Origin of the sequence: Thermostichus lividus PCC 6715, from assembly GCF_002754935.1 — a bacterium.
Taxonomy (GTDB): Bacteria; Cyanobacteriota; Cyanobacteriia; order Thermosynechococcales; family Thermosynechococcaceae; genus Thermosynechococcus; species Thermosynechococcus lividus.
In genome coordinates, this window is sequence record NZ_CP018092.1 from 1,491,851 (window position 1) to 1,507,945 (window position 16,095).

General features: G+C 51.6%; 14 protein-coding genes, 1 other RNA gene and 2 pseudogenes. 5 read left to right on the top strand and 12 right to left on the bottom strand.

Annotated features, from left to right (window positions below; translation table 11 throughout):
• Nucleotides 1-7 precede the first annotated feature (7 nt).
• Complete coding sequence (locus BRW62_RS07505; RefSeq protein WP_099798931.1) at nt 8-1,618, top strand: amino acid ABC transporter substrate-binding protein; 1,611 nt, start codon at nt 8-10, stop codon at nt 1,616-1,618.
• A gap of 91 nt (nt 1,619-1,709) precedes the next feature.
• Nucleotides 1,710-1,896: non-coding RNA, 6S RNA (ssrS, locus tag BRW62_RS07510), on the top strand.
• 19 nt (nt 1,897-1,915) lie between these two features.
• Here ssrS and pdhA read toward each other — a convergent pair.
• Entirely contained in the window at nt 1,916-2,944 is a 1,029-nt protein-coding gene (gene pdhA, locus BRW62_RS07515) for a pyruvate dehydrogenase (acetyl-transferring) E1 component subunit alpha (RefSeq protein WP_099798932.1), read from the bottom strand.
• A 632-nt stretch (nt 2,945-3,576) separates the two neighbouring features.
• Here pdhA and BRW62_RS07520 point away from each other — a divergent pair.
• Together BRW62_RS07520 and pyrF are read left to right on the top strand one after the other, a co-directional pair.
• A complete protein-coding gene (locus BRW62_RS07520) occupies nt 3,577-4,158 on the top strand; it encodes a DUF3611 family protein (RefSeq protein WP_099798933.1) in 582 nt (193 codons plus the stop codon).
• 15 nt (nt 4,159-4,173) lie between these two features.
• Nucleotides 4,174-4,908, top strand: a complete 735-nt coding sequence (gene pyrF / locus BRW62_RS07525; protein ID WP_099798934.1) for an orotidine-5'-phosphate decarboxylase — start codon at nt 4,174-4,176, stop codon at nt 4,906-4,908.
• A gap of 47 nt (nt 4,909-4,955) precedes the next feature.
• Here pyrF and BRW62_RS07530 read toward each other — a convergent pair whose 3' ends face one another.
• Genes BRW62_RS07530 through murA form a run of 3 tightly spaced genes read right to left on the bottom strand, consistent with a single transcriptional unit; the run spans nt 4,956 to nt 7,339 of the window.
• Entirely contained in the window at nt 4,956-5,654 is a 699-nt protein-coding gene (locus BRW62_RS07530; RefSeq protein WP_099798935.1) for a DUF1995 family protein, read from the bottom strand.
• Between the two features lie 5 nt (nt 5,655-5,659).
• Nucleotides 5,660-5,980 (bottom strand): Hpt domain-containing protein, encoded by a 321-nt coding sequence (locus BRW62_RS07535; protein WP_099798936.1) that lies wholly within the window; start codon nt 5,978-5,980, stop codon nt 5,660-5,662.
• Between the two features lie 36 nt (nt 5,981-6,016).
• On the bottom strand, nt 6,017-7,339 hold the full coding sequence (gene murA / locus BRW62_RS07540; RefSeq protein ID WP_099798937.1) for a UDP-N-acetylglucosamine 1-carboxyvinyltransferase: 1,323 nt from the start codon (nt 7,337-7,339) through the stop codon (nt 6,017-6,019).
• Nucleotides 7,340-7,944: 605 nt separating this feature from the next.
• On the opposite strand from murA, the gene BRW62_RS07545 reads away from it, so the two are divergent.
• Nucleotides 7,945-9,195: a hypothetical protein gene (locus tag BRW62_RS07545; protein ID WP_099798938.1), complete on the top strand. Its 1,251-nt coding sequence runs from the start codon at nt 7,945-7,947 to the stop codon at nt 9,193-9,195.
• Between the two features lie 36 nt (nt 9,196-9,231).
• On the opposite strand, the gene BRW62_RS07550 is transcribed toward BRW62_RS07545, so the two are convergent.
• The 8 genes and pseudogenes from BRW62_RS07550 to BRW62_RS07590 form a co-directional block, all read right to left on the bottom strand.
• Nucleotides 9,232-10,638: a BCD family MFS transporter gene (locus BRW62_RS07550; protein WP_099798939.1), complete on the bottom strand. Its 1,407-nt coding sequence runs from the start codon at nt 10,636-10,638 to the stop codon at nt 9,232-9,234.
• 263 nt (nt 10,639-10,901) lie between these two features.
• A complete protein-coding gene (gene nusB / locus BRW62_RS07555; protein ID WP_099798940.1) occupies nt 10,902-11,543 on the bottom strand; it encodes a transcription antitermination factor NusB in 642 nt (213 codons plus the stop codon).
• A 79-nt stretch (nt 11,544-11,622) separates the two neighbouring features.
• Nucleotides 11,623-11,982, bottom strand: a pseudogene (locus BRW62_RS07560) (DUF502 domain-containing protein); the annotation flags it as partial.
• A gap of 339 nt (nt 11,983-12,321) precedes the next feature.
• Nucleotides 12,322-12,490 (bottom strand): annotated as a pseudogene (locus BRW62_RS15505) (DUF502 domain-containing protein); the annotation flags it as partial.
• Between the two features lie 78 nt (nt 12,491-12,568).
• Nucleotides 12,569-13,642 (bottom strand): tetratricopeptide repeat protein, encoded by a 1,074-nt coding sequence (locus tag BRW62_RS07575; protein WP_198405932.1) that lies wholly within the window; start codon nt 13,640-13,642, stop codon nt 12,569-12,571.
• A gap of 73 nt (nt 13,643-13,715) precedes the next feature.
• Nucleotides 13,716-14,177, bottom strand: coding sequence for a transposase (locus BRW62_RS07580; RefSeq protein ID WP_099798942.1), 462 nt, complete (start codon nt 14,175-14,177; stop codon nt 13,716-13,718).
• Between the two features lie 16 nt (nt 14,178-14,193).
• On the bottom strand, nt 14,194-15,363 hold the full coding sequence (gene bioF, locus BRW62_RS07585; RefSeq protein ID WP_099798943.1) for an 8-amino-7-oxononanoate synthase: 1,170 nt from the start codon (nt 15,361-15,363) through the stop codon (nt 14,194-14,196).
• Between the two features lie 24 nt (nt 15,364-15,387).
• Nucleotides 15,388-16,089 (bottom strand): hypothetical protein, encoded by a 702-nt coding sequence (locus BRW62_RS07590; protein ID WP_157768338.1) that lies wholly within the window; start codon nt 16,087-16,089, stop codon nt 15,388-15,390.
• Nucleotides 16,090-16,095 lie beyond the last annotated feature (6 nt).

The following is a 16,095-nucleotide window of genomic DNA, read 5'->3' on the forward strand; positions in this document are numbered from 1 at the left end:
AGGCATCATGGCACAACCCTCAGGGTCATGGATTTGCGATGGCACCCCTAAAAATGGTCAGAGCTACCCAAATGCCAGTGGTGCCCACCCCCCCTACGAAAATTTTGGGCCAGACTGTGTTATCTGTGGCCTGCCCCGCGAGGCAATGGCCGCAGCAAATCCTAAGGCAACAGGGAGAACCTTTCCGGTTGCGTTAGTGGCGCTGTTAATTGCTGCTGCTGGGTTAGTGGGGGGGATTGGCTATTTAGGCTATCGCTTGCTATTGGGGGATAGAAACCCCACAGGACAGCCCACTGTTAATGCCAATGCAGACAGCCGCCAATTGATCAGCCAAACCAGTACTCGCAACAGTGCCTATATCAGTCAAGGGGAAAAAATCCTGATCAATGAGCCGAATCCTCAGCGAGCCGCCCTCAAGCAGGAGGCTGCCCTTGCCTTTGATCAGGGGAACTGGGCCGCGGCGATCGCCAAGTACCAGGCTCTAGTCGATGCCGATCCCAATGACCCGGAAGCTCGCATTTACCTCAATAATGCCCGGGCACGCCAAACAGGACAGCCCATGACCATGGCTGCCGTTGTCCCTATTGGCAGCAGCCCAGACACGGCCAAGGAAATTTTACGCGGTGTGGCTCAGCACCAAACAAACTTTAACGCTAGCGCGCCCAATCGTGCCCTTGAAGTGGCCATTGTCAATGAAAACAGCCCCAACGGTGTGACCAGTTTGGCCGAGGATTTAATTAACAGTTCTGTGCAGGGGGTACTAGGTCATGGTGCCGATGCCAACAGTCGTGCGGCATTGCAACGGTACGAACAAGCAGGCATGGCGGCACTGTCGCCCTTGACAACCAGTGTAACCACTGGCGCAGGCACAACAGTCAAGGTGCAAACCCTCTCCCTGAGCCAGAAGGGGCAGCAACTGCTCGAAACATACCTTGACAATGCGGCCAATACCCTTGCTAAGATGGCGGCCAAAACTGTGCCCAACCCCAAAGTTGCCCTCATTTACAACAGCGATAGCCCCTACAGCAACGACCTCAAAACCAAGCTAGCTGTTACCCTCCCTAGCTTCGGTGCCTCAGTCGTTCAGGAGATCAATGCAGCAGCAGCGGGCTTTAATGCAAGCCAAGCGATGACGACTGCGCGGCAAGCGGGTGCTAACACAACCATTTTGGCCATGAGTCGTGCCCGGGTCAATGATGCCGTTGCCTTGGCGATCGCCAACCAAACCCAACCCCCCCCTATTCAACTCTTTGGCAGTGATCAGCTCTATACGCCCGATCTCCTCATTAAAGGAGATAGTGCCATCAACGGCATGATTTTGGCAGTTCCCTGGAGCACTAGCCCCAACGATCCCTTTGCCCAACAGGCGGCTCAAGCATGGCGGGGGCAAATTAGCTGGCGAACCACAACCGCCTACGATGCCACCCAAGCCTTAGCCCGAGCGATGGCTCAGGGGGGCGATCGCGCCGCCACCCAGCAATTACTGCGTCAAGGGGTTCAAATTCAAGGGCAAACCGCCAGCAATAGCTTTGATCAAGTACCACTGGTACAGGCAGTACCGGGAACAGGCGGCCCGCGTGGGTCAAACTACCAGTTCAATTCGTTGACAGGAATCTGATACTGCCTGTGGAAAACCATGATCTAGCCTCTTTGTCGCAATTCCTGTCGGCTCTACCCGCGAACCTGAGCCTCGTGCTATATTAAGCCTAGTCTGGCTGCGGCGTTGGTGACTGCCAATATTGTTTTGTGATCTACAATTACAAAACATATGGGAATCATCACCGTGGGTGGCAGTAAACTGACCCTAGAGTTAGAAACTTTTAAGCCTGCGGTTAAAATTCCCCCCTAGTTTCTACTAGGTCATAAACTGAGGTAAAACGGCGCTGCGGTTAGGCGTTTTCTCTGAACCAAATGACTAATCGCCCGCAAAAATGTAATCGTAAAGCTCCTCCGGTTGCGGTTCGGGGCTATTTTCCGCAAATTCCACCGCTTCATCAACGCTAGCTTGTACCTTTTTCTCGATATTTTGTAGGTCTTCCGTAGTCGCTAGAGCTTGCTCTACCAAGTACGCCCCCAACTTTTTAATTGGGTCACGCTTTAGCCAAAATTCCTTTTCTTCCTTAGAGCGCAACTCGTCCGGATCAGCCAGCGAGTGCCCTCGGAATCGATAGGTCAGGGCTTCAATGAGGGTTGGGCCTTCCCCAGCACGGGCACGGGCGATCGCCGCCTCAGCAACCGTGCGAACTGCCAGCACATCCATGCCATCCACTTCTTCGCCGACCATGCCAAATGCTTTGGCTTTCTGGTAAATCTCAGTTTCCGAGCTAGCGCGATCGTGCGCCATCCCAATGGCCCACTTATTATTTTCAACCACAAAGAGGATAGGCAATTTCCAGAGGGCAGCCATATTCAAACATTCAAAAAACTGGCCATTATTGCTTGCCCCATCACCAAAGAAGCACGCCGTCACTTGATCGGCATTGGTATCCCCCATAACGTGACGGCGGTACATCGACTGAAATGCTGCCCCCGTCGCTACAGGAATGCCTTCAGCAACAAAGGCAAAGCCCCCTAAAAAGTTATGCTCCGCCGAAAACAGGTGCATAGAACCACCCCGTCCTTTACTGCATCCTGTTGCTTTGCCAAATAATTCTGCCATAACCTGCCGCGCGGGCACTCCTGCACTCAACGCATGCACATGATCGCGGTAGGTGCTACACACATAGTCATCTGGGCGCATGGCCTTAATCACACCGGTGGACACCGCCTCTTGGCCGTTATAGAGATGAACAAACCCAAACATCCGCCCACGGTAGTACATTTCCGCACACTTATCCTCAAAGGTACGCCCCAAAACCATATCCTCATAAAGGGCTAACCCCTGTTCGCGAGTAATAGTGGTTTGGGGAACGGATAACGAGGGGAGACTACGCTCTTGAACCATAGAAGACAACCACAAGATCAGAGGTGGACGATAAGGATAAGGTTATGTCCGTAGTATTGACATCACATTATCGTAACAAACTATGGGGCAGCAAATCCGTTAAAGTCTAGATGGCAATATGCTGTCCTAGCCTTGACTTCTCCCCTCTTTGAAAGAGAGGGGATTCCCAAAGGATGCTACGCAACGGGCTGAAGCCACATTGCTTCGCTTTTCCCTTGAGCTGTCACCCACAACTTAATGCGGGTGGGAGCAGTCAAAGACCCCCTACTCACCTCAAGCATTCCTGCTATTGGGACTACGTTTATGTTTCGGTTTGTGGTTTCGCGCTTTTCAACACTAGCCAATTCGATACGCTCAACATCCTGCCATTGCTTGCAGTGGTTTAGGCTTGCCGCCAAAGCGGTAGTGACTTACTTGCCGGGATCTCTCCGTACTAGGATGTTTCTTCGCGTAGTTGATACGCCTACTTTCCACGTCTCTAGTTTAACGCATAGAGAGGGCTAAAGCCCCCTGAGTTGGCTGTATCCCCTCGCTAAAGCGGAGGGGTTTTAGCCCGCCCACATCACTACTATAAAAAGACCCGCATCGATAATTCGCTATGATCAAGCCTGAGCCATTCCTCACAAGATCCCATGGAACGCCTCCCCGGTAACGCCCCCTCTCATCGCAGTACAACGCAACCACTGCACCGCCTTGGCCAAGAACTGCAGCGGTTTGGTTGGATTGGCTTTTGGACTCAGGTGGTCTTGGGGTTTGTCTCACTGCTAATTGTGATTATTGTCATCTTTAGCCGCAGTTTCAACCTCAATCGATCCCAAGGCAGTCCCACCTTAGGCTTGGTACTGGCCATTATTGGCTTAGTCTTTTTGGGGGTGAGTATTTACTGCTGCTATCGCTATCCGCAACTGGGGCGCCGCTTAGATCGCCCAGAAAACCGACCCACCAAGGAGCACGTTATTCGCAGCTTAAATATTGGGTTGTGGGTGAATGTGGCGGGGATGATCTTTACGGTGGCAGCGGCTGAATGGAATGTGGGGATGTTGCTGCTGAAGGTTTTGTCGATTCCCCAAGGGGCTGCGGTCTATGCAACGAATGTGCTCATTGAACCCTTGGAAATTTTCATTATTCAGGCCAAGGTGAATACCATTGCGGCGCAACTGACGGGTATTATTGTGGCTCTGTGGCTCTTACGTTGTGTGCGCCGTCCTCTCTAAACCTGTTTTCTCTAAATGCCTGTGTTTGAGTCCCCTACTGCTGTTGCTGCAAAAATTATTGTTGCTCTGGATGTGCCCACCCTCTCCGAGGCGATCGCCACCCTGAAGGCGCTACCGCAGGTGCAATTCTGGAAAGTTGGGCTGGAGCTCTTTTGTGCTACTGGCCCAGCCATTCTTGAGGTGCTCAAAGCCGAGGAAAAACGTATTTTCTTAGATCTCAAACTCCACGACATTCCCAATACCGTTGCTGCGGCAGCCCGGGCGATCGCCCCCTTTGGGGTTGACTTCCTAACTATTCACACCGCTACGGGGCTGGCGGGGTTACAGGCGGCTCAGGCGGCGCTGGCGCATACCCCCACCCAACTCCTTGGGGTTACCCTCCTCACCAGCATTGATGCAGTTACCTTGCGAACCCAATTGCAGTGTGACCTAGAGGTGCCCACCTACGTCAAGCGTATGGCCAGCCTTGCCTACGAAGCAGGCCTAGGGGGAATTGTCTGCTCTGCCCAGGAAGCTGCTCAGATCAAAACCCTGTGGGGGGAATCCTTTTTACGGGTGTGTCCGGGGATTCGGCCAACGGGAACGGCAACCGCTGATCAGGCGCGATCGCTAACGCCAGAGGCAGCCTTTGCTGCTGGCGCCTCCTACTTGGTGATAGGTCGCCCGATTCTCACGGCTCCAGATCCTGCCCAAGCCTTTGCGGACATTTGCCAGCGTTGCCTGACCGAAAAACGAGACGCAAACCCCTAGCTTTAGCTATGGAGATAAATCGATAGTGGCTTTAGCCACGAGCCGCCTCACGTTTGTAGTGCTCGCAAAAATCGTCTCAACCGACTAACAAAACCTTCACCGGAGCGGCCACGTTGAGCAGCTAGGGCACGTTCAATGGCCTCGCCACTAGGACGTTGGTCAAATTCAGCTAGGCAGGTGGAGCCTAGGGGGCTGTACTGCCAAATCTGCCATGGTTGGGGGTAACACCGCCACAGAATTATTTCTTCTGCTAGGGGGCGCAGATAGTAGCAAAGTTCCAGTGTATTCAAAAACCGCTCTCGCAGTTGTCGTCCCGCATAGCCAATCCCCACGACTGCCACATCCTGTAACTTTGGATTCAGCAAAATAAAGGGGCGATCGCCCGCAGTTAAACACATTTGCTCGATCGTGGTCACTTCCACCGGGGTAGGCGCAACAATGATCACGGCGCGATCGCTCGCCGCAACAGGCGTTATCAACTCATTGACCCCCCGAACACTATAGCTAGGATTCCCCCATTCACGACGTGCTAAGGCAGCCGCCCCAGCATCCGCAAAAAAAACCTTGAGATCCGCGCCTAACTCGCTAAAGAGAGGTAGGTAATCGTGCGCAAGAGCCATTGGGCTGAGATCTGGTAACACCACCTCAATTTGAAGACGCGTCTTACCGTCTGCCAAGGCATGGGTGGTGGCTTGCTGTGCTTGGGCGATCGCTGTGGCCAAACTATCGGGTGGGGTCCAGTTCATGGATACTAAGCCGCTACTTCGCTCACAACAGCCTGATAGAGTTGCTGGAGTTCATCTACAAGGGGTTGTGCCGCCGCTAAGGTCGTCTGTTGCTCCAGTTGAGCGGCAATGTTTTGGATGGCGGTCACACCAACATTTCCGCTTGATCCTTTGAGGTGGTGGGCATCCCGCTTTATTTGATCTAAATTGCCGCTAGCCACTGCGGCCGCTAGGGAGGCTAGGCGGAGTTGGGCATCTTCAACAAAAGCTTGTAAGAGTTCTTGCTCAAAGTTGCGATCGCCCCCTGATAGTGCTGCTAAATAGTCCCAATCAATGAGTGATGCCATCCATCCACATTCCAAACAGGGTCATTCGTGATTATTTTAACCCTTTGGCGCGATGGGGACACAGCGCTCTAAGTGTGCGCCCAACCCACGGAGCTTAGCCTCGAGTTGCCAGTAGCCGCGATCTAGATGCTGCAACCCATAGACTTGGGATTCGCCGTGAGCCGCCAAACCAGCAATCACTAAAGCTGCTGTGGCGCGTAAATCTGTACCCGTTACTGGTGCCCCCGACAGAAAGGGAACGCCCCGCACTGCTGCATGGTTACCCTTGACACGAATATCGGCACCCATCCGGTTTAGCTCAGCAACATGGCCAAAACGATTTTCAAACACCGTTTCGCTGACTAAACTGTTCCCTTCACTGATGGCCAGCAAACTCATAAAAAGAGCCTGCATATCCGTTGGGAATCCGGGGTAAGGTAGGGTTTCAATATCTGTAGCCCGATAGCGATGAGCCGGTGAGAAGTGAACCCGAGTGGGATCGGGAAACGTAATCACGCCCCCCATGTCTTCAAGTTTGGCCACTACTGCGGTCAGGTGAGCAGGAATAACCGGTGCCAAGGTAATGGCAGAGTGTGTCACTGCCGCCGCAAGCAAGAAGGTACCCGCTTCAATGCGATCGGGAATGATTTGATACTCGGTACCATGGAGGCGATCGACACCAACAATAGTAATTGAATTTGTGCCAGCGCCATAAATTTTTGCACCCATGGCATTGCAGAAGTTAGCTAGATCAACTACTTCCGGCTCTTGGGCTGCATTCTCAATGGTGGTTTCCCCGTCTGCAAGGGTGGCAGCCATCATTAATGTCTCGGTGGCACCCACACTCGGATAGTCAAGATAAATCCGTGCTCCCTTGAGTTTGCTTGCACTGGCGGTGACCACACCATGATCAATGGTGACCTCTGCACCCAACGCTTGCAAACCGCGCACGTGCAACTCCACAGGACGCGCCCCAATAGCGCAGCCACCGGGCAGAGGCACTCGTGCAATTCCTAGTCGTGCCACCAACGCACCAATAGCAAAAAAGCTAGCACGGAGCTGGCTCACAAGGCGATAGGGGGGATCGTTCGTATTCAGGTCTGTGGCATCAATGGCAATTGTTTCTGCCCCTAGCCGTTGTACCTTAACCCCGAGGGCTTGTAAAATTTCCTCAAGGCGGCGAATATCTGCCAAGTCGGGGACAGCGTGCAAAATGGTTGTATCCGCAGCCAGTAAAGCCCCCGCCATCAGTACCAAGGCAGAGTTTTTGGCACCACTAATTTTTACCTCGCCCGATAGCCGATACCCTCCTTGAATCTTTAGGTACGCTTGATCTGTTGTCTGATCTGTTGTCGGCAGTGTTGCGGTCGAGGTTCGCATAATTCACTCTCACAGCCAAAAGAATTCCCAAGGATTATAGCGTATAGGTGCGGATTTTATTCACAAGTGGGTGCATGTTTATCCAAGGCACCCCTATTATCCTAAAAACTACTACTATACTTGCAGGCGACTTGTAGGCGCGGCGCTGCCCGCTTAGGTGTTGCTGACTGTGGCTATGAATTCCCTCATCCCCAACCCTTCTTCTTGGGGAGAAGGGAGCTAAGAGTCTTGTTCCCTCTCCTTTGGGAGAGGGCTAGGGTGAGGGCGGCAAAAGACTCAAACCCGAAAAGCAACGCCCCCGCTTGATAGCTAACTAAGGTGTGACCGCGATTGCGGCAACTTGCACAAAATGCTTCGATCACGCCTGAGGGTGAGATGCTCCATAATAGAGAAAAACTTAAGGAACAGGAGGAATAGATTGGTTCAATGTGCAGACGTTCCTAATTCCTAAAAGTGATTAAAAGTGATCAAGGTCACAGTCAATCGGTGGTTCAGATCACTAGCGGTACTAGTCTCAGCCCCTATTATGCTTAGGTAAGTCAATAAGTATGCCGCCCGTGTTCCTGCACTGTCTTGGTACTGCTGCTTAGGAGCGCGTCACCATCATGAATACGTCGGTTAAAGCAAACGACTATCAACTAATCTACGATCATCTGTTGGCGTGTGTACAACAGGAACAGCCGCAGCAGGTGATTGAGCGGTTTCGTGCACTTTTTATCATGGGTTACACCTACCCCGATCGCCACGTTCAGGAGGCAATGGATCGCATTGTCACGAGCAGTAATGCCTCCCAGAATTTTCGCCCTTTTGTCAATCGTTGCTGCCACATCTTAATTAACCGCTGGCAATCGCGACCCTTGTTACAAGGTGCCGTGCCCGATTTTCTGGCGATTCTCGAAACCCAAGTCTCGATGCCTGCGGGCGGCCTCAGCCGTGCCCCCATTGTGCGCAAACTGCGTCTGCTGCTCAAAGACTACTTAAACAGCGAAGCCTTTCAGAAACTCCAACGAATGGTTCAGTTTCTGCGCGAAGATGCTCAGGATACTTCCCAAATTCTCAAAAATAGCGATCGCCCCCTTTCAACACTGATTCGTCGCTATCCCTACCTATATAATCACTGCTTGATTGGGGATGAAACCACACCGGAAGAACTAAAGTACATCGAGCACTATCAACGCCAAGCAGTACAGCAATTTGAGGTTAATCTCAGTCAGTACCTTACTAGCGAGTTTCGGCGTGCCCAAGGTCATGTCAATACGCCAACAGTTAAGAACCCAACCCTACTTACCCCTGAAGAGGTGAAAGCCTCTGTACAGCACTTTGTTGGCAAAATTGATCAGCGGCATACCTATCGCGACTTAGCCAATCACTTTGAGCACCGGCTACAGCGGTTAAAATCGACCCGTGATTTTCGGGATGCATTTTTTCACTACTTGACGGATACTATCCCTGATGTCGGGCGCGGTCGCTTTCGCCAAAAATTTCACCAATATCTCGATACGTTACCAGCGTTTCAGCAGCCACAGCCCGTTAATGAGTTCACGATTGTGCGTACCTGTAGCCAAACATTGAACTATTTGGTGGTGGATAGTGCCCAAAACCCAAATCATTTGGTCTTTATTGACCTGTTGAATAATATTGGTACCGCGGCCACTATTGGCTTACTGCTGAAAGTGGTTCTTGTGAGCAAAAAGGTCAAGCCTTACCTCGAGAAACGCTTTGCCATTTTATTTAATCACTACCAATCCTTTAGCCGTGGCAAGGTGCGCTGGCTTGTAAATTGTCTTGAGCACTTTAATATTGCCAATGTAACCCACTTTGGTAAGCAGGATTTTTCCTTTTTTGGTCGCTACTAGGACACGCGCCATCCCCCCGGCCGGTGGTAGCAAGCGTTAGTCTAGGTCTTCTGCCAAGACGCTGGCGATCGCCCGTTGAGACTGCTGTTGAAATTGGCTGACATCCACCCGTTGCAGCAAGCAAATGGCTAGAACCATGCCCACCATTGGCAAGCAAAATACAAGGCTATAGGCCAAAATGGGGACCCCAAATAGCTGCCGCCCGATATCCAGAGCCGCACCACCCAGCACTGTTGCCGATCCCCGCGCAATCGCTTGAGCGAGCCCCCATGCACCAATAAAGGTTCCTGCTGTTTCCGCAACCGTTAAATCCAACATCAAGCTTAGAGCGCCTGTGGTGGTAATTCCTGCGGTAATGCCAAAGAGAAATAACTCCAGCTTAAAGAGCCATGCCTGCTGGGTTACCCCCGCCACAATCAAGAGTAAAAACATCACAGCCACCCCTAAGCAGCCGTATTTCGTAGTTGCAATTTTGCCCAAACGAGGCACAATCAAAAAGCCGGTCAAACTGAGACCAACGAGGGTTCCCACCCCCCAATAGGCATTGAGGCGCGTTGTTTCGGCAATGGTCATGCCAAACACTTCACCCCCAAACGGTTCCAAAACAGGCTCTTGGATAAATAAACTCAAGGTCATCAGAACCAAGAATATAAAAAAGAGCCACGTTTGCGAGTTGGCAGTCAGAATTTTAAGGGCGCGCCCCAAGGTAATATGTTCAGTGCGTTGTGGGTGGGTTGTGCGCACAGCATAGCGGGAGTACTTGGCTTCTACCCCCCACGTGCCGGCGATCGCCAAGAGTAACACCACCCCCAGCACCGTCAAAAAAAGCTGATTCACACTGCTGCGCAACAGTGCGATCGGGGTGTCGATCTCCAACTGCTGCAAGAGCACACCACTGAGGATGGCACCCACAACAATCCCCACCGTTAACATCGACCAGACAATCCCCACCAGCTTGCCTCGGTTGTCTTCCTCAGAGACATCCACAAGCAGTGCTGCAAACGGTGTAGAGCTACTGCTGACGCAAATGCCGTAGGCGGCAAACAGCACTCCCAAGAGTGCAATCCATGCCTGCGTGACCCCATTCCAGCCCGACCGGCTAAGGCTTTCCCCCACCTGCCAAATGACCTGCACAATGGTGTAGGCCACCAAGGTAAAGGCAACAGCACCGCCCCAAATATACCCTGTGCGATGCTGCCCGCCAATGGGGTGGGCATCCGAGAGTTGACCAAACCATACCCGCACCGGAGACACAAATTGATGCATCGCGATCGTAAGCGTCACCAAGGTCGCTGGCACGGCCAGCTCTTTAATCATGATGCGGTTGAGCACCCCCAAAACCAAGATAGACATCATCCCCAGTCCCAGCTGAAATAAACCGAGGCGGAACATCACCCAAAGGGGCAAGGGGGGTGGCGCAGTCGTTACAGAACGGGCAACCATGGCTCACTCAACTCACATGAATAGATGATTATAAATGGATTAGGGTTTTATTCTAGATTGCCACCAAGAAAGAAATGGTCAATGATACAATGAGCGCAAGGATTGTCAGAAAAAGAGAGCGTTTGAGGGATTCAGTATAAGCAGACATTGATGGAGCTACCTTTTATCAACCAGCACAAACTCAACTCTTAAGGCTTAGCCAGTCTTTCAACGACCTTGTCGTTTCTCATTTTACAATGTCTGCTAGTGCTGTGACCGAGGCTTTATGATTGGGGGGATTGTGCAACCCCGCGTGCACTGAGTTCGCTGATACGGTGCAACACACCATTGATAAATCGATGACTGCCTTCGTCGCTGTAGCGTTTGGCCATTTCAACGGCTTCGTTAATCGCAACTTGTTTGGCCACACCTAAGTAGGCCATTTCAGTCATGGCAATTTCAATAATGTAACGGTCTAACTGTGTCAGCCGATCCACGTGCCAATCGACCATGGCTGCGCCTAGGTGTTGTTCAATTTCTGCTTGGTGGCGATGGAGGTGCTGCAAAATGCCTATGGCGTAGGCTTGCACCTCTTCTTGGTGGGCAAAGTAGAGAATTTCCGGTAAATCTAAGGCGGCACCTACACGATTAATACAGCGTTCTGCCTGTTGTAAGGCCTCTTGCAGCAGGGACTGTGCCTTTTCAAGGTGGGGAAGTTGTAATTCACTGTGGTGTAACAGCCGTTGACTGTCACTTAGCTCACTCCCCGCCTGCTCTAAGGTATCGCGCACATCGCTGGCGAGGGTACGCACGGCCATTAAAATCAAGCTACGGCAGTCAGTATCGCTAAGTTGCTTGGGTTGGCGCAGGAGCTGCGCTGCACTGAGCAAGGCTAATTCACGGGCAACACGGCGAGCAGTTATCATTAGTTGTTCCTCAGCATTGATGTTGGCTTAATTGACGGTAGCTCTGCGCTCGAGTACTTAGCGATGCGGGTCGAGCTGTTCATGATAGGGGCAATGATGCAGGGGTCAAGGACTGCGGCAGGGGTGTCTCCGGCGTAACAATGCCGCCGGAGATGATCAGCTTAAAGGCATCTTCAATGGAAATGTTTAAGTCCTGCACCTCGCGCTCACTGGCAATGACGTACCAGCCTGTTGTGGGGTTGGGGGAGGAGGGCACAAATAGACTGAGCATTGGCTCTGAAAAGGGTGTTTCTAAGGATTCATTAATGGTACCAGTGACAAAGGCTACTGCCCATAGACCCCTACGGGGATACTCGACCAGGACAACGCGACGAAAGCGATTGCGTGAATCCCGCAGAATGGTTTCTAGCAGTTGTTGCAAAACCTTTTGACATACTCCCCATGCCTAAAGGCAGGGGATTCTTGTTCTTGGTTCTGCGACAGCACTTATCGCATCAGGTTGCCCTGCTACGACAGCGGTGCTTATCTCCCCAAGCGTTCCCCCTTGCGGGGCAGTTCCCTTTTGCCCAAAGGTACTGTTAAACCAACCAAAAAAACTTAGGTTGTTTTCTAGCCGTTAGGCTATTGGGTTTTTAGAGAGGTTGATTACCCTTACCTCTGGTTTTAGTTTAAACTAAAATCACTCTAAAAGACGAGTTTTTAGGCCTAAAATTTTCGATAACACAACATGCGCCTTATATCCCCATGCCTGAAGGCAGGGGCTTTACAGCGTTTTCGGTAAGGGGTGCCATGTTTTGAAGGGGTTGATGTGCTTGGGAATCCGTGTGAGTAGCTAACACCCAACTGGATACTGAAATTGACAACCAGATTGTAGTTGCTAGGGGAATAACCACTAGCAGGCCAGCAATTAAGTCATTTTTAATCGCTTGTTTGAGTCGATGGAGCACAACAAACTCAGAACGGGGAGTGTACTTATAGCTTAACGGTTGTGGGGACGGCTGATTAGGGAGGCGGGCGGTGAAAGGCTAAACTACTATACAGCATGAAAGCAGCATCCCAAGGGCTATCTTCACGGCGAAAGAGGTTGAGATGGGGGGAATTTTACTGAGCAACTCGCTAAATTCGAGAGCTGTTTCAGCAAAGCTACTAAAGTCGTTCCAGACGGGGCGATCGCCACAGTTATGCTGCCATAGACTAGACAACTGCCGCCATTTTGCCCAAGATGTATGGTGATCCAGTTCGATTTCTGGTGCTGTCGCAATATCAAGGGTTCCTAGATCAAGCCCCTGATTAAACTGATAGCCGCCGCGATAAAAGCGCAGAATCTGGTTTTTTTCGGTTAAGTGTAGGTCACAGCACTGGGCGTGATCTTGGATTTGCTGTTTGCGGCTGACTTTGCCTTGGCGATCGCGATCAAACACCAGCTCAAAAATTGGCAGTAGCCCCTCCACCCGCTGCGTGACCTCTGCCCACTGAAAGGTCAGTGTAAAGGGCTGGGGATGCAGGGCACTGGTACACACCACCTGAGGCTGGGGGGAAAGTGCTTGAAAATAGCGAACTTCAAGGACAGGGGTCTGGGTTAATGCCGCCATGGGGACACAAAACAACGGCAAGCCCACGGCCTGTAGCTCTTGCCGATATACCATCAGCTCTGCAAAATTACCGCAGCGGATCAACCGCCATCCGCGGGTGGGAATTAACAAGCGGGCGGCATAGGGATCAATTTTTAGAATGCTTGCCAGATGACGCGCTAGGGGAGCCTTCGCCTCTGGATTGGCAACGCCTTCCAGTACCAGTACCCCCTGTTCTTCAACGCCGACTACTGCATGGGCTTGGGCGATCGCCTGCTGTCGCTGCTGCTGCCGCACCTGCTCAATCGTCTGCAACCCTTGCCGTGCGGCTTGGGTGAGCTTAGGGCCACAATTCAGTCGCAGCAGGTTCCGAAACGTTGTTTCTGCTTCGGCGAGGCGATCGGTCTTGAGGTACAACCGTCCTTGACAGAGCAACACCCGCGGATCCTCCGCAGGAAGTTGCCCTAGGAGCTGCTCTGCCTGCTGATAGTTACCCCGATCCAGTGCTGCCAATATCTCAGTAATCATGCATAGACTACCCCGCTGCTCTGGGTCTATTTTAGGCATCTATTTTAGCACTCATCTCCAAGCCCTCAATTGTTTATGAAAATAGCTCTCCCGTTAGTATGGTGATAACTATTACTAACTTAGAGAAGCAAACTAATAACCTTTCTCGAAAATTGTTGAAGTTTACAAAGCTATGCGCTTGTCGTTTAATCAACTTAATACGATTATTGATTCCCGCCGTTAATCCGCTCGTAGTGCGGTTTCTAAAGTAGTTTATAATTCCATCTAAAGGGTTCCCAATCATTATGATTGCTGGATTACAAACGGCTCCTGTCTGATATAGCCATTCTTGAATTCGATGCTTCCCTTCCTCAATTATCAACAACTTCTCATCAATTCCACACAATTCTTGTTTCCATCGGTACGCTTTTTCTAATCGCTTTGAGCGTTGCAAAAGCTGCTCTAATTTGACCGTTTCTTCTAGCATTAAATCTGGATCATTCCTCAATAAAATAAACTTGCTGCCTCGATCTAATACACCCGCTTGCTTGCGAATTTTATTTAATTCTTCATTAGATGTGCAGCGACAGTAATGCCGTCAATAATTGGTCAATGTGCTGCGGTGTGTGATCGGCACGCAGGGTAATCCGCAGCCGACTGTAGGGCACGGTGGGCGGACGGACAGCAGCCACCCAACAGCCCTGAGCCTGTAACTGCTGTCCCCATGCTTGGACGGTGGCCACATCAGGGGCAGGGAGGCAAAAAATGGGGGTCGGCACGGAACGAGGCAGTACCTGCACTCCCCCCTTAGCCAGTCCTATGGCCAACTGCTGAATGCGATCGTGTAGAGCTTGGCGGTGTTGGGGTTCAGATTGCACCATCTGAATCGCAGCTAAGGCAGCGGCGGTATCAGCGGGGGAGAGGCCAGTACTATAAACCCACGTACTGGCGCGGTGGCGGAGGTAGGTAATGAGGGACTGATCGCCTGCGATATACCCCCCTAAGCTCCCCAGCGCTTTACTGAGGGTTCCCATCTGAATCACCCCAGTGTTGGACTGGCCTAGGGCTTCTAGGGTGCCTGCCCCCGTTGCCCCTAATACGCCTGTGCCGTGGGCATCATCCACCAACACCATGGCAGTAAATTCTGCCCCAAGCTGACGGATGTCTGGCAGTGGGGCAACATCCCCATCCATACTGAACACTCCGTCGCTGAGAATCAGGCAACGGCGGTACTGGTGACGGTATTTTTTTAAGTAATGCCGCAACTGTTCTACATCATTGTGGCGGTACTCGTAGTAGGTTGCCCGGCTTAGGCGTGCTCCTTTTTTAAGACAAGCGTGATTATAGCTATCTGCAAGAATGAGATCCCGTGGATCCACTAGAGCGGCAATGGTACCGATATTGGCGGCGGTGCCGGAGCTAAAGACAAGGGCGGCTTCGGTGCCTTTCCAATGGGCGATCGCGCTTTCAAGCTCTGCGTGCAAAGGGCGCTCACCACTGAGTAAGCGGGAGCCTGTTGCACCAGTGCCCCACTCCTGAATAGCTTGAATGGCAGCAGCTTTGACGGCTGGATGAGTGGCTAAGCCGAGGTAATCATTACTGCAAAAGTTAATTAGTGGCTGCCCCCCATCTTCGAGGGTCACAAGGGCAGCCGGTGCACTACTGGCTCTTGGCTGCCGCCACCAGTGGGCTCGCTGAAGTGCACCTAAGGCGGGTTCTAACCATGCAAAAGCTTGAGACATTGTGGCTAGGAAATCAGAATCGGTTCACAGCTGGGGTCTGCTTGTAAGGTGGGGTGGTGGGCAATGAGGTAGGCGATCGCCCTCAGCATTAATGTAGGTGACGGCAAAATTCATGTGGTGAAAATTCACCAAGGTATCGAGGCGATCGTCAAAGGCTGCCATGTGTGATTGCAAGTGACGGTAGGCAACATCGTTGGCGCACAGGGAATAGTAGCTGTTAAAAAAGTGACAATACCACTGGCTAGCAATAGCTGGAGAGATGTCAAATAATGCTTTGACGCTATATCGTGGTGAATTGCGAGCAGAGTAAAGCGTTAGCAGCTTCACGAAATTATTTTTTTGCTGCTCGAGCAGGGCAAGGTAGGGATCCGTTGTTTTGAAGTGGGAGATGGCCACAAGATTGGAAATTAACCCTGCTGCTGCCAAAAATGGCTCCACATAGCGATCGCCAATAATGTAATCCTCTTGGCTAAAGAGATAAAGAAAGTGTTTCACTGCAGGGCTACTAAAAGCTCCCTGCTTTAGCTGGGAGTAGTTTACAAAGGCATCAATGGCATACTGCTGCTGCGGATCTAGGCTTAGATAGGTTGTCTGCCTAAAAAAATCCAGCAACTGCAAAAACTCCTCTGAGAGGGCATCCCACTGCTGCTGGCGATACAGATCGAGCAACCCGTTTGGCTGGAGTATCCAAGACGAGGCGGCCGGGGATGGCGGTGCAGTTGTCATGAAATC